This is a genomic window from Fibrisoma montanum (genome assembly GCF_003583365.1).
GTDB lineage: Bacteria > Bacteroidota > Bacteroidia > Cytophagales > Spirosomataceae > Fibrisoma > Fibrisoma montanum.
Genome location: NZ_QXED01000011.1, coordinates 42313 through 65532, shown reverse-complemented (window position 1 = coordinate 65532; position 23220 = coordinate 42313). Strand labels below are relative to the sequence as shown.

Annotated in this window: 16 protein-coding genes, 1 tRNA gene and 1 pseudogene; 11 read left to right on the top strand and 7 right to left on the bottom strand. The window is 54.6% G+C overall.

The genetic code is table 11. The features are described from left to right. The first annotated feature begins 219 nt into the window (after positions 1–219). From DYU11_RS28205 to DYU11_RS28195, 3 genes are all read left to right on the top strand, one after another. Positions 220–3225: a sialate O-acetylesterase gene (locus DYU11_RS28205; RefSeq protein WP_119671089.1), complete on the top strand. Its 3006-nt coding sequence runs from the start codon at positions 220–222 to the stop codon at positions 3223–3225. Positions 3226–3347: 122 nt separating this feature from the next. After that, a complete protein-coding gene (locus DYU11_RS28200; protein WP_119671088.1) occupies positions 3348–6386 on the top strand; it encodes a serine hydrolase domain-containing protein in 3039 nt (1012 codons plus the stop codon). Positions 6387–6407: 21 nt separating this feature from the next. Further along, positions 6408–6860 (top strand): DinB family protein, encoded by a 453-nt coding sequence (locus tag DYU11_RS28195; protein WP_119671087.1) that lies wholly within the window; start codon positions 6408–6410, stop codon positions 6858–6860. A gap of 49 nt (positions 6861–6909) precedes the next feature. Here DYU11_RS28195 and DYU11_RS28190 read toward each other — a convergent pair whose 3' ends face one another. The 3 genes from DYU11_RS28190 to DYU11_RS28180 form a co-directional block, all read right to left on the bottom strand. Further along, a complete protein-coding gene (locus tag DYU11_RS28190; protein WP_119671086.1) occupies positions 6910–7923 on the bottom strand; it encodes a phytanoyl-CoA dioxygenase family protein in 1014 nt (337 codons plus the stop codon). 203 nt (positions 7924–8126) lie between these two features. After that, the gene (locus DYU11_RS28185; protein ID WP_119671085.1) at positions 8127–9761 is read right to left on the bottom strand and encodes a hypothetical protein; all 1635 of its coding nucleotides are present in this window, start codon (positions 9759–9761) and stop codon (positions 8127–8129) included. Between the two features lie 206 nt (positions 9762–9967). Then, on the bottom strand, positions 9968–11599 hold the full coding sequence (locus DYU11_RS28180) for a hypothetical protein (protein ID WP_119671182.1): 1632 nt from the start codon (positions 11597–11599) through the stop codon (positions 9968–9970). Between the two features lie 238 nt (positions 11600–11837). Between DYU11_RS28180 and mltG the strand changes: the two genes are divergently transcribed. The 6 genes from mltG to DYU11_RS28150 all read left to right on the top strand — a co-directional run bounded on the left by mltG (position 11838) and on the right by DYU11_RS28150 (position 17588). Further along, on the top strand, positions 11838–12878 hold the full coding sequence (mltG, locus tag DYU11_RS28175) for an endolytic transglycosylase MltG (RefSeq protein WP_119671084.1): 1041 nt from the start codon (positions 11838–11840) through the stop codon (positions 12876–12878). A 75-nt stretch (positions 12879–12953) separates the two neighbouring features. Continuing rightward, positions 12954–13367 (top strand): acyl-CoA thioesterase, encoded by a 414-nt coding sequence (locus DYU11_RS28170; protein ID WP_119671083.1) that lies wholly within the window; start codon positions 12954–12956, stop codon positions 13365–13367. A gap of 88 nt (positions 13368–13455) precedes the next feature. Next, on the top strand, positions 13456–14418 hold the full coding sequence (locus DYU11_RS28165) for a YihY/virulence factor BrkB family protein (RefSeq protein WP_119671082.1): 963 nt from the start codon (positions 13456–13458) through the stop codon (positions 14416–14418). Positions 14419–14734: 316 nt separating this feature from the next. After that, positions 14735–15742 carry a glycosyltransferase family 2 protein gene (locus DYU11_RS28160; protein ID WP_229366094.1) on the top strand — a complete coding sequence of 336 codons (1008 nt, stop codon included), beginning with the start codon at positions 14735–14737 and terminating at the stop codon, positions 15740–15742. Positions 15743–15822: 80 nt separating this feature from the next. Continuing rightward, on the top strand, positions 15823–16443 hold the full coding sequence (locus DYU11_RS28155; protein WP_119671080.1) for an L-threonylcarbamoyladenylate synthase: 621 nt from the start codon (positions 15823–15825) through the stop codon (positions 16441–16443). Positions 16444–16544: 101 nt separating this feature from the next. Next, positions 16545–17588 carry a hypothetical protein gene (locus DYU11_RS28150; RefSeq protein ID WP_199736813.1) on the top strand — a complete coding sequence of 348 codons (1044 nt, stop codon included), beginning with the start codon at positions 16545–16547 and terminating at the stop codon, positions 17586–17588. 286 nt (positions 17589–17874) lie between these two features. On the opposite strand, the pseudogene DYU11_RS34030 reads toward DYU11_RS28150, so the two are convergent. The 4 genes and pseudogenes from DYU11_RS34030 to DYU11_RS28130 all read right to left on the bottom strand — a co-directional run. Continuing rightward, positions 17875–18075, bottom strand: a pseudogene (locus DYU11_RS34030) (type II toxin-antitoxin system RelE/ParE family toxin); the annotation flags it as partial. Between the two features lie 133 nt (positions 18076–18208). Further along, positions 18209–18427, bottom strand: coding sequence for a hypothetical protein (locus tag DYU11_RS28140; protein ID WP_119671079.1), 219 nt, complete (start codon positions 18425–18427; stop codon positions 18209–18211). 112 nt (positions 18428–18539) lie between these two features. After that, on the bottom strand, positions 18540–19901 hold the full coding sequence (tig, locus tag DYU11_RS28135) for a trigger factor (RefSeq protein ID WP_119671078.1): 1362 nt from the start codon (positions 19899–19901) through the stop codon (positions 18540–18542). 102 nt (positions 19902–20003) lie between these two features. Beyond that, positions 20004–20085: transfer RNA gene (locus tag DYU11_RS28130), tRNA-Leu, on the bottom strand. A 251-nt stretch (positions 20086–20336) separates the two neighbouring features. On the opposite strand from DYU11_RS28130, the gene DYU11_RS28125 reads away from it, so the two are divergent. Beyond that, complete coding sequence (locus DYU11_RS28125; RefSeq protein ID WP_119671077.1) at positions 20337–22592, top strand: RelA/SpoT family protein; 2256 nt, start codon at positions 20337–20339, stop codon at positions 22590–22592. 106 nt (positions 22593–22698) lie between these two features. Then, complete coding sequence (locus DYU11_RS28120) at positions 22699–23208, top strand: Fur family transcriptional regulator (RefSeq protein WP_119671076.1); 510 nt, start codon at positions 22699–22701, stop codon at positions 23206–23208. The last annotated feature ends 12 nt before the right edge of the window (positions 23209–23220 follow it).

Here is a 23220-nt window from a genome sequence, read left to right as displayed (position 1 = left end):
CGCCTATATTTGTCAACGAATTGCTTTCTGGTGTTCATAAAGTTGGTTCCGCGGGCTGGGTTTTGTGTTTATTATGTTCAGCAATTCGTAGTAACTCCCACACTTGGTTCAGCCCACGCAGGCTGAATCTACCATGCTAACATACCGCCTGGTTGTAGCGAATTGTGCAAACAGTTCGGGTGGGTTTACCGTGCTTTTTTCAACTATACTACCTGATTTATGAGAAAACTTCTCATCTGGACTTTCCTTTTATGGGGAATCAGCACTGGCTTTGCGTTGGCTCAGCTTACTCTCTCCTCTCCTCAATCACGCATCGTTTACCAGCGAAACCAGGCCAACCAGGGCACCGTCTGGGTTGCCGGTCAGGCCCCCGCCGGTACCTCCCGCATCGAAGCCCGGCTCGTTCCCATCACCGCCGGCCAGGGCAGTCCCACCGACTGGACCGCCATCAACCTAATCTCTCCCAACAAAGCGTTCAGCGGCACCATCCCCGGCCGGGGCGGGTGGTACCAGCTCGAAGTACGGGCCTTAGCCGACAACAACGTACTGGCCAGCGCCGGCGTCAGTCGGGTTGGCATTGGCGAGGTTTTCATTGTGTCGGGGCAATCGAACGCGTTTGGCAACGACAACACGACCGGGGCCTTCGACGACCGCGTTTCCTGCCTCGATTTCAAAGACGATAATCTTAACGAACAACTCCTACCGGTGGCCTTCAGCCATGCCGACGGTGGCCGCAGCATTGGCCCGTCGAATCCTATGCATATCTGGGGTATGCTGGGCGATAAGCTCGCCGGCCGGCTGAACGTACCCATCCTCTTTCTCGGCGCTGCCCAGCCCGGTACGTCCAGCGAGCAGTGGCGCCGGTCGGCCGAAAACGCACCCGAATACGCGCAGAACCTGTTTCCCTATCGCCGATTGGGCGCGGCTCTGCTGCACTACGCCAGCCGGACCGGTCTGCGGTCGGTTCTGTGGCACCAGGGCGAAGGCGACGTAGGCAACGACCCGCAGCGGTACTTCGACAACATTCTGTTCCTCATCAATAAAAGCCGCCAGCAAACCAACTACGGTTCACTGGCCTGGGTCGTATCCCGGGCCACCTACGTGCAGGGACGCACGGACGGCAACATCATCAACGCCCAGAATCGCCTGTCCAATGAAGTGCCTAACGTATTTGCCGGTCCCAGCACGGACCAACTGACGGGTGCCGACAACCGTCCCGACGACGTACACTTCATGGGTGCCGGTCTGCCCCGCCTGACCGATTTGTGGGACCAGAGCCTCAACGGTGATTTTTTCAGCCGTTCGCAGCCGCTCAGTCCATCGGGCGACCGACCCGCTATCACGACCGGTTATGTGCTGCCCGCCAGCGTCAATGCCGGCCAGGTGATTTACGTACCTTACGTGAAGAATGGGCCGTTTGAAGGCGGTAACCAGTTCAGGGTGCAGGTCCTGAACAGCGACGGCGGGGTTGTCAGCGAACTCGGCACCGGAACGGGCAATCCACTCCAGGTAACGCTGCCGGGTTCGCTCGCTCCCGGCAACTACCGCGTTCGCGTCACCTCGACCCAGCCGGCTTTCACGGGCACGCCCAGCGATCTCTTTCACGTCGGCAACGGTCCGGTACAGACACCCTCCAACCCGACGCAGCCCACACAGCCAAGCGAGAACGGCGGTACACCTACCGAAGCGATTCGCATGATTGGCTACAAGTACGACGCTGTTTCGCACGGGTTTCAGTTGCTGGTCAACGCAACCGGCCCAGTCGAGGTTCGTCTGCAACGGATCGATGGTGGTTCGTTCGGCGGAGAAACCAACTGGGGTGCTCCAATGGCCAGTGCTGATTTTGCCGGATTTACCCACTACCGTTTCTACCCACCCATCGCGGCAGGTGTAGGCGGTGTCGAACCCGGTCGCTATCGGCTGTCGGTACGTCGGCAGGGCGATGCCGGCGAGGGCGTCTGGAGCGACGTAACGCTGCTGAATGGTAAGTTCACTACCTACACAGCCGGTGATAACGTCCAGCCAGGTCCCGCCCCGGCTCCTACGCCACCCGCGCCTGCACCCGCTCCGGTACAGCCAACGCCCCCGCAGCCTACAACCCCGCAACCCCCAACCCCGCCCGTAGTTACCAACCCTGCGCCCACCGACGGCCGGATTCGGCGGATCGGCTACAAATACGACGCTATCTCGCACGGCTTCCAACTGCTGGCCGACGCATCCGGCGCGGTTGAAATGCGGCTGGAACGACTGGATGGCCAATTCAACGAAACGAACTGGGGTCCCGCTACGGCCAGTACGGAGTATAGCGGCTACACCTATTACCGCTTTTACATGCCACCTGTGATTGGATTTGGCGGGGTTGAGGCAGGTCGCTACCGGTTGTCCGTACGGTCGCAGGGCGACAGCGGCACTGGTGTATCGGCCGAAGTTACGCTCCAGGATGGTGTGCACGAAGCCGCCGTGATCAGTGGTACGCAGCAGCCGACATCGCCCGTACAGCCACCAACCCAGCAGCCGGCACCGCCAGCCCCACCCGTTCAGCCGCCGGTCACGTCCAATCCGGCACCGGATTGGACCATCCGCTCGGTCGGCTACAAATACGATATGCCCACCCACGGCTTTCAACTGCTGGCCGATGCGACTGTTCCGGTTGAGATGCGGCTCGAACGGCTCGATGGGCCATTCAGCGAAACGAACTGGGGGTCTGCCACCAACGGCAATGACTACAGCGGCTACAATCAGTACCGGTACTACGCGCCACTGGCCGTTTATCCCAGCGGCCTCGGCGTAGGCGGTGTGGAACCCGGCCGCTACCGGCTGTCGGTGCGCAGGCAGGGCGATTCAGGCGAGGGCATCATATCAGAGGTAACTCTGCAGAACGGCGTCTTTCCGGTTTACTCGCCCTCGGCCCGTACAGCCGCCGTCGAACTGGCCAGACAACCCGTGGCAACCGAAGGCAACTGGCGGGTATGGCCCAATCCATTCGTCGATGAGGTGACCGTCAGCGTACCGGCCAATCTAACCACCAGCCGGCTGCGCGTTGTACTGACCCAGCTGAACGGACTACGTACTGAAATCACCGGCAGCGATCTGCGCCTGGAAGCCGGCCAGCTGCACGTTAAAATTGGGCAGTCGGCCGAAGCGTTTTACATTCTTCAGATTCTGGATGGCGTTCGGCCGGTTCATTCGCAGAAGCTGATCCGGCAACCGCAGCTCCTTCCATAACGTTCTGATACCCATTAGCAAAACAGCAGGCCACATATGACCTGCTGTTTTTCTGTATAAACGGTCGTCGTCAGCAGGCTGGACTTTTGTACTTTTGTCGTTCACTACAAATTGCTCTGAATATGGCCTGGTGCCGATCGATATTATTTGCTTTTTTCGGCCTACTTTTCTCCATCGTAAGTTATTCGCAGACTGTTTCTTCTCCAGCCGGCGACCCGGATTCCGGTGAGCTTTCTCCCACTCCTCCTACGTTTCTGCGACTATCCGATCAGGCCAGCCGCTGGGCCGATTCGGTATTTGCCGACTTGACGCCCGATGAGCGCATTGCGCAGCTGATCATGGTCGCGGCTTATTCGAACCGTAACCAGGCCTACGAGGACTCACTGGTGACGCTGGTTCGGACCTATAAACTGGGCGGGGTCGTTTTCTTTCAGGGCGGACCGATTCGGCAGGCCAAGCTAACGAACCGGCTGCAGGCCCTCTCGCAGGTACCCCTGCTGGTAGCCATGGACGCAGAATGGGGCCTGGCCATGCGGCTGGACAGCACCGTGCGCTATCCTTATCAGATGACGCTCGGCGCCATGCAGGGCCACGACGACTTGCTTTATAAAATGGGCGCTAACCTGGCCCGGCAGTGCCACCGGCTGGGCGTTCACGTCAATTTTGCCCCGTCGGTCGATGTCAACAACAACCCGAACAACCCCGTCATCAACTTCCGGTCGTTCGGCGAAGATAAATTTGCTGTCACACGGAAGGCCCTGGCCTACCTCCGCGGTATGGAAGACAACGGCCTGCTGACCAGCATCAAGCACTTCCCGGGGCATGGCGATACCGGCACCGACTCGCACTACGACCTGCCCGTTATCACAAAAAGCCGGAAAGAACTCGACAGCCTGGAACTCTACCCTTTTCGGCAGCTCATCAATTCGGGCGCGTCGGGGGTGATGGTTGCTCACCTCAGCATTCCGGCCCTCGACACAACGCGCAACCGCCCATCGACGCTTTCGCCCGCCATCGTATCCGATCTGCTCCGCGACCAGCTTGGCTTTCAGGGCCTGATCTTTTCGGACGCGATGAACATGAAGGGCGTGACCAAGTATTTCCCGTCGGGTCAGGCCGACAGGCTGGGGCTCGAAGCCGGTATGGACGTACTGGAGTTTACGGAGGACGTACCGAAAGCCATTGCGCAGATCAAACAGGCGGTTGGCGAAGGCCGGCTCTCCCAGGCGTCACTGGATGCCCGGTGCCTGAAGGTCCTGCGGGCTAAAGCCTGGGCCGGGTTGAACAGGTACAAGCCGATCGTGCTCGATAATCTGGTGCGCGACCTGAACCGGGTGCAGGACGACCTGCTCAACCGGCAGCTTACCGAAGCCAGCCTGACCGTGGTCAGAAACGACATGAACCTCCTGCCGCTGCAGCAACTGGACACCCTCCGGATTGCGTCGGTAGCCGTTGAATCGGACGTACCGACGGACTTTCAGCAGATGCTGGGTAACTACACCCAGGTCGACCACTTTTTCCTTACCTCGAAAATGGATGCGGCATCCATCGCCCGGGTTCGGGATACGCTGCAAACCTATAATCTGATTCTGGTTGATGTACATCTGAATAACATCCGGCCGGGTGCCCGCTACGGTATGCAGCCCAAAACGGCCGGTTTTGTCAACGACCTGAGCGCCACCGGCAAGGCCGTGGTGACGGTATTCGGCAACGTGTACGCCCTGGGTAAACTGCCGGGCCTGGATAAAGCGCGGGCTATTGTGATGCCGTACCAGCTCACCAAATATACCGAAGAGCTATCGGCCCAGTTGATTTTTGGGGCCATTGGCGCCGACGGCAAGCTCCCCGTTACCGTCGATTCGACGTACCGCTCGGGCGATGGCGTCGCCGTCCGGCCGCTGGGTCGTTTGAAGTACACCATCCCGGAAGAAGTCGGGATCGACAGCCGGTTCCTGACCAGTCAGGTCGATTCGCTGGTTTCGGTGGCTATCGGGCAGAAAGCCATTCCGGGTTGCGTCGTGGAGATGGCCAAAGACGGCAAGGTAATTTTCCGGAAGGCCTACGGCTCGCAGGTGTACGACGCGTCGCTGGGCGTTGCGCCCCGTCCTACCCGGGTCGACGATCTGTACGACATGGCATCCGTCACGAAGATCAGCACATCGACACCCGCCCTGATGCGGTTGGTAGATGAAAAGAAATTCAACGTGGATGGGAAGATGGTCGACTACCTGCCCGACTACAAAAACTCGAACAAAGCGAATCTGACGTGGCGCAACGTACTGACTCACCAGGCCGGGCTCAAAGCCTGGATTCCGTTCTGGCGCGACACCAAAAACCCCGACGGTACGTACAAACCCCGCACGTTCGAGAAAGAGCGGTCCCGACGTTTCCCGATTGAAGTGACTGACAGCCTGTTTGAATACCGTGGCTATCCTAAACAAATCTTCGATCAAATCCGGGAGTCGCCCCTGAACCAGACCAAAACCCCGGGTGTACCCGAGTATGTCTACAGCGACCTCTCGTTTTACCTCTACCCGCAGATTGTGAAGCGGCTGACCGGAGTCGAATTTGAGGAGTATCTGAAAAAGACATTCTACCGGCCGCTGGGTGCCACCACGCTTACGTACAATCCGCGCCGGTTCTATGCGCTCGACCGGATCGTACCGACCGAATATGATTCTCTGTTCCGCGAAACCCTCATCTGGGGCCGTGTTCATGACGAGGGCGCGGCTATGCTGGGCGGTTTGTCGGGCCACGCGGGACTGTTCGGTACGGCCAACGACCTGATGAAACTGGTAGAAATGTACCGGCAGAACGGGAGCTACGGCGGTCAGATGTTTATTACACCGCAAACCCTGAGACTATTCACGAGCTACCAGTTCCCCAGGTTCGGTAACCGGCGGGGGCTGGGTTTCGAAAAGCCTTCGTTTAAATTCACCGGCAACGCGCCCCGCTCCGCAAGTCCGGCCAGTTTCGGGCACTCCGGTTTCACGGGAACCTTTACGTGGGTTGATCCGGCGTTCAACCTGTCGTACGTATTTCTGTCGAATCGGGTGTATCCGACCCGGAACAATAATAAGATTAGCGAGTTGAATACCCGAACAAACGTCGCAGAGGCCCTTTATCAGGCAATTCAGCGTGGTATGCCTACAGCCCCTTGAAGCGCTTGTCCGTCCGCAGTTATGAAAAACTATCTCATTCACTTGCTAAACTATGAAGCCTGGGCCAACAAACGCGTCATCCAGGCGCTCGAAACGCTGGACGCGCCACCGGCCCGGGCGGTGCAGGTTATGGGACACATCCTGTCCGCGCAGCAAATCTGGATTGGCCGCGTAACGAAAGAACCGACCTTTGTAGCCATCTGGGAGGATATTCCGATTGCCTGGATGGCCGAAATGGCCGATCGTCAGCACCGTAAGCTGGTGAACCACATCACCAATCTGGCCGAAACAGAACTGCTGGCCCCCATCGATTACGTAACCTCAAAAGACCAGCCGTTCCAGAATACCGTGCTGGATATCCTGACGCACATGTCGCACCACTCCGCCTACCACCGCGGACAGGTCGTGCAGCTTGTTCGGCAGATGCTCCCCGATGCTCCCGTTACGGACTTCATCGTCTGGGTACGGGAATAAAAAAAGGGATCAACCAGCGACGGTTGATCCCTTTTTCAGACCAAACAGCTTATTTGAAAATATCCTCCTGATCGGGCATCTGCGGATTGGCAAATACATCAGCGCCGTTCATCGACCGACGTATCGGTTCGCTCGTCGGGGCCTGCCGATGATGCTGATACGCCTTCAGCGACGAGTAATGACACACGTATGACTTCCGCGTCAGGGCCGGATTGCGGATGGCGTCGCCCCCGTGGGCCAGCGATGCATGCCAGAGCAGCACGTCCCCTTTTTTGATCAGCAGCGTTTCGCGTTTCAGCCCGGCCTCCTGGCAAACCTTTTCCAGATACCGGGCAAAATCAGTCGGATTGTGTTTTGATTCGCCACTGTAGAACATACCGGTGTTGCCGAAGTCAAACTTCCGGAGCTTATGCGAACCGGGGAAATAAAATAGCGGACCCGAGTCGATGTGTACGTCTTCCAGCGCAATCCAGGCGGCTGCCAGGTGGCTGGGGTTCTCCGATACTACGTAGGCAAAATCCTGATGGGTTGCCTGCTGGCTACCGTATTTGAACAGCAGGCTCTGCATGGCCACGACCCGGTCGCTGAACACCGCTTCCAGGAACGTCACGATGCTGTTGTGCAGCATGATCTTCTTGCCCATTACCGAGTTATCATGGAAGTCCATGATCTTGATGTAGGGGCCGTCGAGCACCTCCGTCGGTACGTCTTTAGCTTCCTTAACTGGCTGAGCCGCGTACTCGGGCCGGTCGATCCGGACGTTGGTCCGATACCGCTCATGGTGGGCAATCAATTCCTCGACCTCATTCCATAATTGATCGACCCACTCCTCCTGGATAGCTTTTTCCAGAATAACGTAGCCGTTCTGCTGCCAGAAGCGCAGCTTGTCGGCCAGATCGTAGGGAAAGTTCTGACCACGCTGATACCGCTTCACGAATGAATCGATATCAGCATCTTTCTTATCGATCCAGGGCAGGGTCGCGTACTCAAACTCGGTGAGGGGCTTGGGCTGAGGAGTCATCGCCTGCTTCACCATTGATTTCAAGCGGCTGGTTAAGCTCATATTGATTGACGGGTTGCAACATGAAATGGTATTGACTTCGCTAACATACGGTAATTATGAGAACTTACTTAACCTAAAAAAACGTATACATACACTTTTTTACTTATCTGATGGCGAAGCAGGCATTTATAGATAAGCTACAAAACAAACCCGGGCAACAGTCGCGAAGACCATTGCCCGGTTGAATGCCATTCAGGTGTTACTTAGTTACCAGGATTGTTTACCCCCAGGTAGTTCAGCTCAATGACTTCGCCCGGCGGAAGGAACGTATAAGCGTTTCCATGGGTAATCTCAAACTGCTGGATGATGTCCTTCCACATAGGATGCCCCGCAAAACTCACCTTGTAGGTGTGCATCTTCCCATCGTTGATGACTGGGATAACCACAAACTGATTTTGGTCACGAACACCCTTGGGGAAGCGCAGACTGTTCTGATTGGGATAACTGGGGTCCATACCATCAGGAGCCTGCCCGTTGAGCAGCCACGTCAGGTGCAGCTGCGTCTGTGGTCCCGAGTAGGCCATGCGGATGTAAACACTGTTGAACTCCGAGGCCTTGAAGCTGTGGTAGCCCGACATCAGCTTGCTGCCCCAGGCGTTGGTCACTCCGTTCTCGGTCTTGCCCGTGAAGGTCACCTTCCAGTTGTCGCTCACAAAGGGCTCCTTCTGGTCATAGCCCCCGTCCCAGATGAACCAGCCGTTGCGGCCGTCGGCCTTGCGGAAGTGGAAGTCGGGGGTGTTCTGGCGGGGCTGGGCGTAGACAAACTCGCGGACCTGCTGTTCGGTGCCCACCACGTAGGTGTACTCCTTCAACCACACATTCTCGCTGTCCAGGTGCACCATCGGGTGGTTGGAGATATACGTCATGGTATTTCCCCCTTCCCAATCGTCGCGCAGCCACGGCACCGCTACGTTATAACTCGCGCGGTAAAAGCCCGGGCAATACAATCCAATCAGGCGGTTGGCACCAATTTCGACCCCCTGCCAGGGTTCAGTCTGGCCGAAAGGCGTGCCCTGATGCAGAACATAATCATCGCCGTTGCGCCGTTCGATGGCGTTGGTTGCGGCCGTGGGCGCTCCCGTAAAGGGCTGAGACCCATTGTAAAATCTTACCGTCTTGGCGCCATTAATCATCATCATCGGCCACTCCTGCTGGCTGGCATTGTGGAATACATTGTCGCCCCGGCGGTGGGTCAACCGGACTTTCACGTGTACCTTGTTGCCTTTCAGCTTCACCCACTGCTCATAGAAGAAGGGCAGCAGCCGCGCATCCATGTGTGGCCACGACAGGCACTGGGCTTTCGTATAAATCCAGCCGTTTACGATCCCCTGATACAGAATAGGTGCCGGGTTGCCGCCGTCGTCGCCGGCCTGCAGAGGATTGTAGCCGATGCCTTTCCAGCGGGGCGAATCATCGGAGAACGGGATATCTTCAACGCCACTGTACGAACTCATGCCCGACTCGCGGCCCTGGTCAAAGAAGTTGATCAGGTACTGGTTCGTTACTTTATCATAAATCTGAAGGGAAGCCCCGTACTCCTTTCGGACCTCGATGCGCAGCGCGTCCGACTCCTGGGTAAACATTTTACCAATCTCCTTGTTGTGGATTCGGTTGGTGTTGTACCCATTCCATTCGGTTTGTTCACTAGGAACCGGATAAGTAAACGGTTCATCATCCGATGGTGGCGGTGGTTTTTGTACGGGCGGTTTCGGTACGTAAGGGCCTCGCTTTACGAAGTAGGCGACACACCGAGACTGGCAGGGCAGCGTAATTTGCCCCCAGACAACGGTACAGGAGCAGAAAATCAGCAGAATACAGAGCAAGCGCGGATGGGCCATGGCAATGTAGTGGATCAGTCGTGACCGTACTGGTCAGGAATGTTGGATCTTTCCTCAACTGTACACTAAAAGCGTGCCAACTTTTTTACTGAGCGGCCTCCTACCCCTCTGGTTATTTATTTACAGTAGCTAACAGGGTTAGAATTTTATCATTTATATACCAAACTGGTATTTCAGATAACATTTTCCGGACAGCATCAACCTGTTTAAAAGGCCACACCCGGGTCATTTACGCCTAAATAGTTTAGTTCGATGACCTCGCCCGGGGGGACAAAACGAGAGTCACTGTTGTGGGTGATCTCAAACTGCTGGATGATGTCCTTCCACATGGGATGCCCCGCAAAACTCACCTTGTAGGTGTGCATCTTCCCATCGTTGATCACATTGAAGGGGATATACTGGTTGCTGTTCCGGATCCCGTTCGGAAACCTGACCTTGTTTTGATTAGGGTAGCGGGGGTCCATACCATCAGGAGCCTGCCCGTTGAGCAGCCACGTCAGGTGCAGCTGCGTCTGAGGCCCCGAGTAGGCCATGCGGATGTAAACACTGTTGAACTCCGAGGCCTTGAAGCTGTGGTAGCCCGACATCAGCTTGCTGCCCCAGGCGTTGGTCACTCCGTTCTCGGTCTTGCCCGTGAAGGTCACCTTCCAGTTGTCGCTCACAAAGGGCTCCTTCTGGTCATAGCCCCCGTCCCAGATGAACCAGCCGTTGCGGCCATCGGCCTTACGGAAGTGGAAGTCGGGGGTGTTCTGGCGGGGCTGGGCGTAGACAAACTCGCGGACCTGCTGTTCGGTGCCCACCACGTAGGTGTACTCCTTCAACCACACATTCTCGCTGTCCAGATGATAAAACGGGCGATTTGATACGTAGGTGGACGTATTGCCACCCTCCCAGCTGTCATTCGCCGGAATTGACATCACGTTGTAATTAGCCCGGTAGTAGCCGGGCGTATAAAGCCCGATCATGCGCGGTGATCCATCCGGATTCTTACCAACTTCGACCCCCTGCCAGGGTTCGGTCTGCCCGTATACCGTTCCTTGGTGCAAAACGAAATTACCCGGCGACAGCGTTCGTTCAATACCGTCCGTGACCGTTGCAGGGGCGTTGGTGAATGGAGCCGGACCGTTGTAAAAATGGACTTTCCGGGCTCCGTTGACAAACATCATGGGCCACTCCTGCTCGCCGGGTCCATGGAATTTGTTGTCGCCCCGGCGGTGGGTCAGCCGGACTTTCACGTGTACCTTGTTGCCGTCGACGCGTGCCCACTGTTCGTAAAAGAAGGGCAAAAGCTTGGCGGTGGTATGCGGCCACGACAGGCACTGCGCCCTGGTGTAAATCCAGCCGTCGACAAAGCCATGATACAACACAGGCGCCGGGTTGCCACCGTCGTCACCAGCCTGCAGGGGGTTGTAGCCGATGCCTTTCCAGCGGGGCGAATCGTCGGAGAACGGGATATCTTCAATACCACTGTACGAACTCATGCCCGATTCGCGGCCGAGGTCGAAAAAGTTGATCAGGTTTTGTTTGGTAACCTTGTCGTAGATCTGGATGGAAGCCCCATAGTCCTTCCGAACCTCGATGCGCAGTACGTCTGACTCCTGCACCGAGCCGGGTCCAATGATTTTGTCGTAGATTTTTACACCGTTGTAATAGGTCCAGTTGGACTGATAGTTCGGTGTAACGTAGATGAAAGGCCCGGGAGCTGGGGGCACCCTGATCGGTGGTATGGTGCGGGGTGGGCCAACCACCGCAACTATTTCCTCGTGATTGCAACTAAACGGTACGGTGGCACTGGATAACGTGATGCACAGTAATAGCCAGATAGAATAGTGTTTCATACGCGGTTCAGGCAGCTTGCTCACCTTCAACATGTAAAAATACAGTTCATCCGTTCAGAAGTTCACTATGACCAACTTTTGCTATGAGTTATATTTTTATGAAGTCCACCGACACCCCATGACGAATCTGTATCCGGCCAACGTTATCTGGTAGTGTCGCTCAGGCGGGAAATTGTACGCAGCCAACAGCAGGTAGTGCTAATCTGCCGTACCTTTGCGGGCGTAATTCAAACGTATCATGTCACGTAACTTTAAGATCGGGGCGTTTCTGACCATTTCCATTCTGGTCACTACGTTCTCCTTTTATTTCTGGCAGGTGTTCAAAACCCCAAACCTGAACGCCAGGGAAGGCGCAAAAGAACCCTTTGCCCTCTTGATTCCCAAAGGATCAACATTTGATTCCGTTGTCGACTCGCTGAAAAAGCACGACGCGCTGGAAGATGAAGTGTCGTTCCGGTTTCTGGCCCGGCTCATGAAATACAACCAGCGGGTAAAGGAAGGCCGCTATGAAATTCCTCCCAATACCGGCAACTACAACGCCATCGTTAAGCTCCGCAGCGGCAGTCAGGATCCCATGACCGTGACGTTCAACAACATCCGGCTCAAGAGCGACCTCGTGCAGCGGCTAGGCGGCAAGTTTGAATTCAGCACCGACACCCTCGCCCAATTAATGAACGATCCGGAGGTGTGTGCCCGATTTGGCTTCGACACGACCACCATCGTCTGCATGTTCCTGCCTAATACGTACGAGTTTTTCTGGACCATCAAGCCCGAAGCGTTCCTGGAGCGGATGGGCAAGGAGTACAAGAAGTTCTGGACCCCCGAACGCCAGGCAAAAGCCAAAGCGCTTGGCCTGACCCAGACGCAGGTGCAGGTACTGGCCTCGATCGTGGCCGCCGAAACCAACAAACGCGACGAGCAGCCGCGGGTAGCCGGCGTTTATCTGAACCGGCTGGAACGGGGTATCCGGCTGGAAGCAGACCCGACGCTGGTGTTTGCCCACCGCGATTTCACCATCCGGCGGGTTTTGAATGTCCATAAAGCGATCAATTCCCCGTATAATACGTACCGGTTCGCCGGTTTGCCGCCGGGACCGATCAACCTGCCGTCGCCCGCGACCATCGACGCCGTGCTGAACCCCGAAGAACACGACTACCTGTATTTTGTGGCCAAAGCCGACTTTTCGGGCTACCATACGTTTTCGAAAACCCTGACCGAGCACATGGCCAACGCCCGCATTTACCAGCAGGCCCTCACCCAGCGTAATATTATGCGATAAGAAAGGAAGGGAGAGAGGGAAAAAAGGGACTCCCCTTTTTCCCTCTCTCCCTTCCTTCTTTCCTCCCTCTCCTCCATGTTCAGCTACGACGTAACCAACATCCGGGTTCGCTACTACGACACCGATCAGATGGGTTTTGTGTATTACGGCAACTACGCCCATTTTTACGAAATTGGGCGGGTCGAAGCGCTGCGCGGGCTTGGACTTAACTACAAAGACCTCGAAGCGCAGGGGATCGGTATGCCGGTCTACGATATGAAAAGCCGGTTCATCCGCCCTGCCCGCTACGACGACCTGCTCACCATCCGCGTCACGATTCCCGAGCTGCCCCGTACCCGCATCGTGTTCCATTACGAAATCTATAACCAGGACGGCCACTTGCTCAATACCGGCGAAACCACCCTGGTTTTCCTAAAAAACGGCAACAGCAGACCCATTGCAGCGCCCGCAGAATTGCTCGAAGCAGCAAAACCTTTTTTTCAAACGTAGGTTAGAATTCTAGTCGTCTGTCGCATCGGGTACTGAATTGAGCAGACAGTTGGCGGATCAACCGAGCAACGCAAAACGACACAACGCTATGTTTGAAAAACTGATGAGTTATAAGGCGCTGGCAGGAACGCGGCAATGGATGCGCAACCATCAGGCGTTTAACGCCAAGCGAACCTGGTACGACTTCCTGAATAGTTTAATCGAAAAAATCAGCAGCCAGGATTTCAGCGAACGGGCCTCTGCAGTGGCGTTTAACCTGTTTCTGGCAGTATTTCCGGCCATCATTTTCCTGTTTACGCTAATTCCGTACATACCGATCGATAATCTCGACGATCAGATCATGAGCCTGTTGCGCCGGGCTATTCCGGCCGGAACGTACGAAGCCGTTTATACAACCATCCGCGACATCGTCAGCCGGCAGCGCGACAGTGTGCTGTCGTTTGGCTTTCTGCTGACCTTGTATGCGGCTACGAGCGGTATGGTCGCCCTGATGAATGCATTTAACTCGTCGCACGAATCGGCCGACCAGCGGGGGTTTTTGAAAGTCCGGATGACAGCCGCCGGCCTGACGTTCGTACTGGCCTTCGGTCTGATCATGGCCATTGTTTTACTGGTCATTGGGGGAATCGTTACGGACTATCTGCTTCAGTTTGGTATTCTGAACAACGTAGTAGTCGCCAATCTGCTCAGCATTGCCCGCTATCTGCTGGTTTTTGCCGTGTTTGTCGGTGTGGTATCAGTCATTTACCGGTTTGGCCCCGATGTGGACATGAAATGGTCGTTCGTAACGCCGGGGTCCGTTACGGCCTCGGTACTCATCGTCCTGGCTACGCTGGCCTTCTCATTCTACGTCTCGAACTTTGGTTCTTACAACAAGGTGTATGGCTCAATCGGTACGCTCATCGCCCTGATGGTCTGGCTGAATCTGATTTGCCTGTTGCTCATACTGGGCTTCGAAATGAACGTATCACTCTATAATCTGGAGGGCGATAAGAATCCGAATCCGGCCGAAAAAAAGACCGAAACGACAAACGCCACTCTCAATACCTGAAGTGGCGTTTGTTAACCCTAACCCATAAATGTACGTTACCCCGCAGCAGTTTGCCCCGAAGCGTTTCGGCTGACTTTGACGAAAAACCGTGCCAGATTTTCAGCAAAACGGATAGTCCTGAATTTGTCTTCCGTTTACTCAAAATATCTGTTTTTCGCCAGAAATATGATATATCATTACGATATCCGGGTCCAGGAGGTTGCTGAAGCTATCAGCGTCGAACCAACCTTTTTGTCCGAGAGTTTTTCGTCAAAAATTCATTAACAAGCAGTTAGTACGCATGATGTCGGTGACCGGGCAGTCCAACGACTTACCAATGAGTCCATACCTGAACCAGATTAAGCCCTGGGTAACCGTTATCTGTATCAGCTTCAACCACGAAGCCTACGTCGAAGAAGCCCTGCAGTCGGTTGTGTCGCAGCGCTACCCGAACGTCGAACTGATCGTGATCGACAATGGCAGCACCGATCGCACCCCCGAACGTATCGACGCGTTCGCAGCCCGCCATCCCGGGATTCAGTTCATCAGAAATTCAGTCAACGTTGGCCTGAATCGAGCCTTCAATCAGGGCCTGAAACTGGCCGGTGGCCGCTACGTAATTGATCTCGCAGCCGACGACGTACTGCTCCCCGGCCGTATCGCCCGGCAGGTCGAACTCTTCGAACGACTGGCCGGACCGTATGCCGTAGTGTTCACCAACGCCCAGTACATCGACGAACGAGGTCAGTTTATCGGCCTGCATTACCCGGTCGATGACCAGGGCCGAACCTGCGTAAAAGTCCCGTCGGGCGACGTGTTCCGGAACGTACTGGAGTCGTACTACATCTGCACGCCAACCATGATGATTCGCCGGGACGTGCTGAACGAGCTGGGTGGCTACGACGAAGCCCTGGTGTTTGAAGACTTTGACTTCTGGGTTCGGTCAGCCCGGCTTTACCACTACGCTTACCTCGACGAGGTATTAACCTGCAAACGACGCCTGCCCGACTCGCTGTCGGCGCAGATTGCCCGGGCCGACAATCCGCTCCTGCAATCGACACTGGCCGTATGTTACAAGGCACTTGACCGCTGCCATACACCCGACGAGCGCCGGGCCCTGGCCCGACGTACACGCCGGTTCGTTCGCAAAGCGTTCTACGCCGAACAGTTTGATCTGGCGCTGCGGTTTGGGCAGCTACTGAGCCAGCTGGAAACGCCGGACCTCCTGACTCGATTCATCCTCGGCCTGAGCCGGCTGCACCTGCCCGTCAACGGCCTCTACCGGACGTATCTGAAATGGCGCGGCACCAGCTATGCCCTCAGTCCGGTCACAAAGCTGGTTTAAGCGGGTGATTGTAGGGGTTTGATCCGGTTTCCGGCAAACATCTTTGCCTCCGAAACGTTGACCATGAAACTGCTGTTTCCATGCCCGCTGAATTTATCCGACTGTACCCGCAAAATCCCGATCCGCGCCGAATCCAGTACGTGGTCAATGCCCTGCGCAACGGCGCCGTAGTGATCTATCCCACCGACACGATCTACGGTATGGGCTGCGACATCCATAACGCCCGGGCGGTGGAGCGGGTGGCCCGTATCAAAGGCATCAAACCGGTCAAGAATGATTTTTCGTTTATCTGCTACGACCTCAGCCACATCGCCGACTACGCCCGGGTGAGCAATCAGGCATTCAAGTTGATGAAGAAGCTGTTGCCGGGGCCTTTTACGTTTATTCTCGAAGCCAGCAACCGGGTGCCCAGGCTGTTGAACACGAATAAGAAAACCGTTGGTATTCGCGTACCGGCTCACGACATTCCGCGGCAGCTGGTCCATGAACTCGGCAACCCCATCATCACAACGTCCATTCGCGACGAAGATGAAGTCATTGAATATTCGACCGATCCGGAATTGATTTTTGAGAAATTTCAGCACCAGGTCGATATTGTTATTGACGGTGGCTACGGCGGAAATGTGCCCTCAACGATTATTGACGCCACCGACGACGATTTTTCAATTATAAGACAGGGCTTAGGCGAACTGGCGCTTTGAAAAGTTGCGGCAACATTCTATACTTGCACCGTAGGGTTAAGTTCCTGACATGGGATCGTAACCCTTTTTTTGTGACTAACCACTAAATTCTTTATCGCAGTATGCGCTTTTCGTTGGCCGCTTTTACGTTTCTTGCCCTGAGCCAGCTAACCGGCTGTTCGTCGCAGTCGAATCAGGATGGTTCTGAGCAAAACGGCAAGCTCACGACCGAGGCTTCGGCCGAACCTACCAAAGCCCAATCCACAACCGTAGCCCGGCCCGATTCCTCGGCTACGCCCGTTGCCGCGGCCAAACCCATCCGGACAGACGGCATCTCGACCGGCGATCTCGAACTCGACTCGCTGACGTATGCCCCTACGGAAGCGATTCTGCCCAAAAAGCGCATCTTCGCGTACTACGGTAATCCCCACTCGAAAAAGATGGGAATTCTGGGTGAGTATCCTAAAGATGAGATGCTTCGTCGGCTCGACGCAGAAATCAAAAACTGGCAGAAGGCCGATCCTAACACGCCCATTCAGCCCGCGCTGCATCTCGTCGCCATTTCGGCGCAGGGTGCCCCCGGTAAAGACGGCGGCTACCGACTCCGGATGTCGGATAAGACCATCAAGAAAGTGCTGAAGTGGGGCAATGAACACAACGCCATTGTGTTTCTGGACATCCAGCGGGGCCACGCACCCCTGGGCCCGGAAATGAAATACCTGGAAAAATACCTCAAGCTGCCGTTTGTACACCTGGGCATCGACCCGGAGTTCTCAATGGTAACAGGAGCTAAACCCGGCACCAAAATCGGTTCCTACGACGCGGCTGACATAAACCAGGCGGTCAACTTTCTGGCTCAGGTCGTGAAAGAAAATAATATACCTCCCAAGGTGCTGGTCGTTCATCGCTTCACGCAGGGCATGATCAAAAACTACAAGAACATCAAGCTCAACCCAGCGGTCCAGATCGTGATGGACATGGACGGCTGGGGGCCACCGGTCTTGAAGAAGGACTCCTACCACGACTACATCCAGAAAGAGCCGGTGCAATACACGGGCTTCAAGCTGTTCTACAAAAACGACTTCCGCAAGCCCGGCTCCCGCATCATGAAGCCGGAAGAAGTACTGGCCTTGACTCCCGTACCGATGTATATTCAGTATCAGTAGGAAATAACTTGGTTTTTCGTACAATTACTAAAGCCGATCCAGGTTGGGTCGGCTTTAGTAATTGTACAGGTGGATGGTGAGCAATCAACCCCTTGTTTACCGATCTACTACGGTCTCTTTTTTGTCATTCATACCTACACGTTATAGCTATCGAACAGCGAACGAATCTCAAAAGAAAAGCCCCGTCGTCACCAACGGGGCTTCCAATCTAGTTGTATGCAGCTTCAGACTACCGATTCTCAGCTACTGCTTTGAACTCGTCCAGCAAAATGACTTATCCATATTACTACTCTTGTCCGGATGTATCATTAATTTGGCTCAAATAGGCATCTAGTTCACCGGGATCGATCGTTTCCTTCTCAGACTTATCATAAATAGATAGTAAATACACAGCATCCTTTGTAACCTGAACAAACGTTATAACACGAGCGCCACCCGATTTACCCTGCTTCTTACTGCTAATAGCCATCCGTACTTTATAACAGCTTTTGCCTAACGCATCACCCTAAGTTGGATTTTCCTGTAAAGAATCGAATAGAGATCGCAGGTCTGTTCTTAACGAAGGATATTTTTTGGCGAGTCGCTTCGCCTGTCGGTCGAAGGTCGGCAGACTTCTGATTTTATAACTCATCGAGCAGATTGTAAGCATCACGAGCCTGCGCTTTTCCCGACAAGACCTGGTTAAGTTCTTCTACCGCTTCGCCAAGCTCACTAAAAAAAAGGGCTTTCTCATCAGAGGTACCTACTGGCAGTGGCTTAGCCTTTACAAACGAAAGACTTCGCAATAGCTCCATCATGAAGCTCACTTTATCATCAGGAATTTCCAGGACGATTTTCATAGAAGCAAGATAATGATTTTGCCCAGATAAAGTAACTGTCAACAAAAAGACCCACCGCTGCTGATGGGTCTTCTTTTTTAAAGCGTAACACGAGTTGGCAGCTCACAGTACGTTAGCGATTCTCAGCTACTGCTTTGAACTCGTCCAGTGATACGTCCTGCGTCACAATGGTCAACTGCGTCTTGGCATACTCGATCACTTTGTCGTCGTACACGCGGTTGTGCGTGCTGGTGTAGTTCTGGCCGTTGTTTTTCTCATCCATCAGGTAGTTGCGGGCAATGCGATCGATGGTCTGGTTCATCTCCTCGTTGTCGCCGGACATGAAACCAAACTGCTCACGTACCATCTGGCGCGTAACCTCCATTACCTCTTCAAACTCGACCTTGATGTCGGCCTGCTCAGCAATTTTGTTTTTGATCAGTTGCAGTTTTACTGACTTCGTGAAGTCATCGTACTGCTCCTCAATCTGCTCAGGGGTAAATTTCCCTTCGTTCACCTCAGCCAGCCAGTTCTTCAAAAACTCGTCGGGCAGCAGAATAGGCGTGTTATCCAGCAGCGTCTTTTCGACGTCAAAACGCAGGAGTTGCGCCGATTCGCGGGCGTAGTTACCCTGGATGATTTCCTGCACCCGGGTGCGGAACTGCTCCTCATCTTCAACCACACCGGCACCCAGCACTTTGTCGAAGAACTCCTGGTTCAGTTCGGCCGGCTCATGGCGCGTTACGTCCTCGATTGTAAACGAAAACTCACCGGTCAGGTCAACAGCTTCTTCCTTTTTAGCGCCCGTTGCCAAAGCCCGGTCTTTCTCGTCAGGAAACGCTTTCTCAATCTCAAAAGTGAAGGTTTCGCCTTTTTTCTTACCTATGAAGAACGGCAGGTAGTCTTCCTCGACCTTATTCAGCGGCAGTGCCGTTTTAGTCTCAAACGGAGCCGCCCCTTCCGGCGCACTGACCTGCTTCAGTTCACCGTAGAGGGTATCCCCTTCGGCGGCTTCTTCGGCGTGCGTATGCGAGTGGAACTGCTGCTGGAGGTTAGTGATGGTTTCGTTTACCTCTTTCTCGCCGGCCAGGATATTGTACTGCGTTACCGACGGCAGGTCACTGAAGTTAATATCAAACTCCGACGCCAGTCCCAGCGTATAGCTGAACGCAAATTCGGTCTGGTTGTCCCAGTCGATGGCATCGGCCTGTTCGCGGTTGGGCACCGGATCACCAACGACCTGCAGCTTGTTTTCGCGGATATACTGACTGACCGTACGGCCCAGGAGGCCGTTAATTTCGTCGACCAGGATGCTTTTACCGTACATTTTCTGAACGAGCGATGCCGGTACGTGGCCCGGACGGAAGCCCTTCATCGATACTTTCCGGCCGTATTCCCGCAACTTTTTATCAACCTCAGACTTATAGTCCTCCGGGGTCAGGGTAATTTTCAGCGACGCATTGGTTTCGCTGGCTTTTTCGAGTACTATATCCACAATCGTATCCGTTTAAAATGATTGAATGATTGAGTTGAGGAGTGATTGAATTGGCTGACGCTTACATTCAATCATTCAACAATTCAATCATTCAAAACTTTGTACGGGCGGAGGGACTCGAACCCCCATGCCTTGCGGCACCAGATCCTAAGTCTGGCACGTCTACCAATTTCGCCACGCCCGCAGGTAGCCCGGTTTTCAGACAGCCGTTTTGTATCCCTGTTGGTCGCAAACCGACTGCTGTAAACCGTTTTTCGGTCCGCAAAGGTACGAATAAGTTTTAACTCGTCAAGATGCCAGTCAAAAGGATTTATTTTTCATAGCTACCTAGTCAAAAACTGAGGTTTATTTTGTTATCTTGGTAGTAGAGTACAACCGATTACAGGGGCGGAAAGCCATCGCACCGACTCCTGTCCATCAGACGCCAAACGTAATATGAACGCCACAACTGCCGAACCCGTCATTGACTTAGAGCAGGAACGACAGGAAATCCTGAAACGCTATCGGCGCCTGTTGCGGGCCGCCAAACCGCTGTTGAAAGACAACGACGCCAAGCTGATCAAGAAAGCCTTTAATACCTCCGCCGAAGCGCACAAAAATATGCGCCGTCGGTCGGGCGAACCGTACATATACCACCCATTGGCCGTGGCACAGATTGCCGTCGAGGAAATTGGGCTCGGCACTACCTCCATCGTGGCGGCTTTGCTGCACGATGTGGTGGAAGATACCGATATGACCATCGCCGACATCGAACGGCTGTTTGGGCTTAAAGTGGCCCGCATCATCGACGGACTGACCAAGATTTCGGGTATTTTTGAGTACGGCACTTCGCAGCAGGCCGAAAACTTCCGGAAGATGCTGCTCACGTTGTCGGACGACGTGCGGGTGATTCTTATCAAACTGGCCGACCGGCTTCACAACATGCGGACGCTGGACTCCATGCCCCGCGACAAGCAGTTGAAGATTGCGTCTGAAACGATTTATATCTACGCTCCCCTCGCACACCGCCTGGGGTTGTACGCTATTAAATCCGAGCTGGAGGACCTGTATCTTAAACACGTAGAACCGGAAGCTTACAAGGATATTGCCCGAAAGCTGCGGGAAACCCGGCTGGCCCGCGACCGCTTCATCAACCGATTCATCGAACCGATTGAGCAGGACCTGGCCGAAACCGGTATCAAATACATCGTCAAGGGGCGGCCAAAGTCCATTTATTCCATCTGGAACAAACTGAACAAGTCGAAAAAGCCGTTCGAAGAAATCTACGACCTGTTTGCCGTTCGGATCATACTGGATGTTCCGTCCGATGAGGAAAAAGCAGCCTGCTGGCGGGCGTATTCCATCGTTACGGACCATTACAAGCCCAACCCCGACCGCCTGAAAGACTGGATCAGTACGCCCCGTACCAACGGCTACGAATCATTGCATACCACCGTTATGAGCAAAACCGGGCAGTGGGTGGAAGTGCAGATCCGGACCGAACGCATGAACGAAATTGCCGAAAAAGGCTACGCGGCTCACTGGAAATATAAAGGCAACGATACGCAGACCGGTGCCGGCATTGAAGCCTGGATCAGTCAGGTACGTGATATGCTCGAAACTGCCACGAGCAATACCGATAAGAAAACCGCCATTGAGTTTGTTGATGATTTCCGCAGCAACCTCTACAGCGAGGAAGTTTTCGTGTTTACGCCCAAAGGTGACCTGAAGGTGCTGCAACGGGGCGCTACGGCACTGGATTTTGCGTTCGATATTCACACGCAGATCGGCGCACACTGCATGGCGGCCAAAGTCAACAACACCCTCGTTCCCCTCAGCCACGTACTGCAGAACGGCGATCAGGTCGAAGTGATTACCTCAAACCGCCAGAAGCCGAGCGAAGACTGGCTCCGGTTCGTCGTTACGTCGAAAGCTAAAACCAAGATCAAGGACCTGATCAAGGAAGACAATCGACGCTACGTTACCGACGGCCGCGATCTGGTTCATAAGAAACTGCGGGTACTCCGGCTGGAGATGACCAACGAAGTCATTAACCAGTTGCGGGCTTACTTCGGCTCGAAAACCACCGACGATTTCTTTTACCGGGTGGGTAAAGGCCACATCGACGTTCAGGAACTGAAGAAGTTCAAAGCCGAGAAGGAAGCCCGCGAAAATCGGCAGAACAAGCTCAGCACCGACAAAATTCAGGACGGCAAGACGTTCGAGAAAGAGCTGAAGAAAATACACGGCGAGCGGGCCGATGCCGATATGCTCCTCATTGGTGAGGACATGGATAAAATCGACTACACGCTGGCCAAATGCTGCAACCCCATTTCGGGCGACGACGTATTCGGCTTCGTGACGATCAACGACGGCATTAAGATCCACCGCGTTACGTGCCCCAACGCCGTCGAGCTGATGTCGAACCACGGCAACCGCATCATCAAAGCCAAATGGACGTCGCAGAAAGAACTGGCCTTCCTGGCGGGTCTGCGCATCACCGGTACGGACCGGGTGGGGCTGGTCAACGACGTTACCCGGGTCATCAGCAACGAACTGCACATCAATATGCGCTCGGTGACGATTGACTCGAAAGATGGCATCTTTGAAGGCATTATTAAGCTGTATGTAAACGATACGTCGCACCTGGAAACGCTTATGCGCAAGCTGGAGCGGGTTCAGGGAGTGTTTGAAGTCGTACGATTTGATTAAGCGAAGGGCATGGGGCAGCGCGCTGAGGGCATACATACAGGCCCTCCACCCAGCCCCCCTGCTCGTTACCCCTTGCCCCACGCCCAATAACCACTAACTTTGCATTATGCCAGCGCCGAAACAATCGAACTTAGAAGCGGCCCGGACCATATTCACAGCCTACCTCGAAAGCAAGGGACTGCGAAAAACGCCCGAGCGCTTTGCCATACTGGAAGAGATTTACAACCGCGCCGATCACTTCGACGTGGATGAGTTGTACATCTCGATGAAAAACAAGAAGTACCGCGTCAGCCGCGCCACGGTGTATAATACCCTGGACGTACTGGTCGACTGTGACCTGGTTACCAAACACCAGTTCGGCCGGAACCTCGCGCAGTACGAGAAATCGTACGGGTACCGCCAGCACGATCACCTGATCTGCACCGATTGCCACAAAGTGATGGAATTCTGCGACCCCCGCGTTCAGAACATCCAGAACATGGTGGGCGATATGCTCAAGTTTAACGTGATGCACCATTCGCTGATCTTTTACGGCAGCTGCGCCCGCGATCAGTGCGAAAACCGGCAGCTGACCGGCAAAGACGCCCAGGGAGTTCAGGTGCCTGTTGAAGAGTAAGCCACGCTGCGT

Bases quoted from the DNA above. Each gene is read 5' to 3' on its own strand.
- mltG (WP_119671084.1), top strand. From the start codon at position 11,838: ATGTCACGTAACTTTAAGATCGGGGCGTTTCTGACCATTTCCATTCTG.
- DYU11_RS28185 (WP_119671085.1), bottom strand. From the start codon at position 9,761: ATGGCCCATCCGCGCTTGCTCTGTATTCTGCTGATTTTCTGCTCCTGT.
- DYU11_RS28170 (WP_119671083.1), top strand. From the start codon at position 12,954: ATGTTCAGCTACGACGTAACCAACATCCGGGTTCGCTACTACGACACC.
- DYU11_RS28155 (WP_119671080.1), top strand. From the start codon at position 15,823: ATGCCCGCTGAATTTATCCGACTGTACCCGCAAAATCCCGATCCGCGC.
- DYU11_RS28200 (WP_119671088.1), top strand. From the start codon at position 3,348: ATGGCCTGGTGCCGATCGATATTATTTGCTTTTTTCGGCCTACTTTTC.
- DYU11_RS28150 (WP_199736813.1), top strand. From the start codon at position 16,545: ATGCGCTTTTCGTTGGCCGCTTTTACGTTTCTTGCCCTGAGCCAGCTA.
- DYU11_RS28195 (WP_119671087.1), top strand. From the start codon at position 6,408: ATGAAAAACTATCTCATTCACTTGCTAAACTATGAAGCCTGGGCCAAC.
- DYU11_RS28190 (WP_119671086.1), bottom strand. From the start codon at position 7,923: ATGAGCTTAACCAGCCGCTTGAAATCAATGGTGAAGCAGGCGATGACT.
- DYU11_RS28165 (WP_119671082.1), top strand. From the start codon at position 13,456: ATGTTTGAAAAACTGATGAGTTATAAGGCGCTGGCAGGAACGCGGCAA.
- DYU11_RS28140 (WP_119671079.1), bottom strand. From the start codon at position 18,427: ATGAAAATCGTCCTGGAAATTCCTGATGATAAAGTGAGCTTCATGATG.
- DYU11_RS28125 (WP_119671077.1), top strand. From the start codon at position 20,337: ATGAACGCCACAACTGCCGAACCCGTCATTGACTTAGAGCAGGAACGA.
- DYU11_RS28205 (WP_119671089.1), top strand. From the start codon at position 220: ATGAGAAAACTTCTCATCTGGACTTTCCTTTTATGGGGAATCAGCACT.
- DYU11_RS28180 (WP_119671182.1), bottom strand. From the start codon at position 11,599: ATGAAACACTATTCTATCTGGCTATTACTGTGCATCACGTTATCCAGT.
- DYU11_RS28120 (WP_119671076.1), top strand. From the start codon at position 22,699: ATGCCAGCGCCGAAACAATCGAACTTAGAAGCGGCCCGGACCATATTC.
- DYU11_RS28160 (WP_229366094.1), top strand. From the start codon at position 14,735: ATGAGTCCATACCTGAACCAGATTAAGCCCTGGGTAACCGTTATCTGT.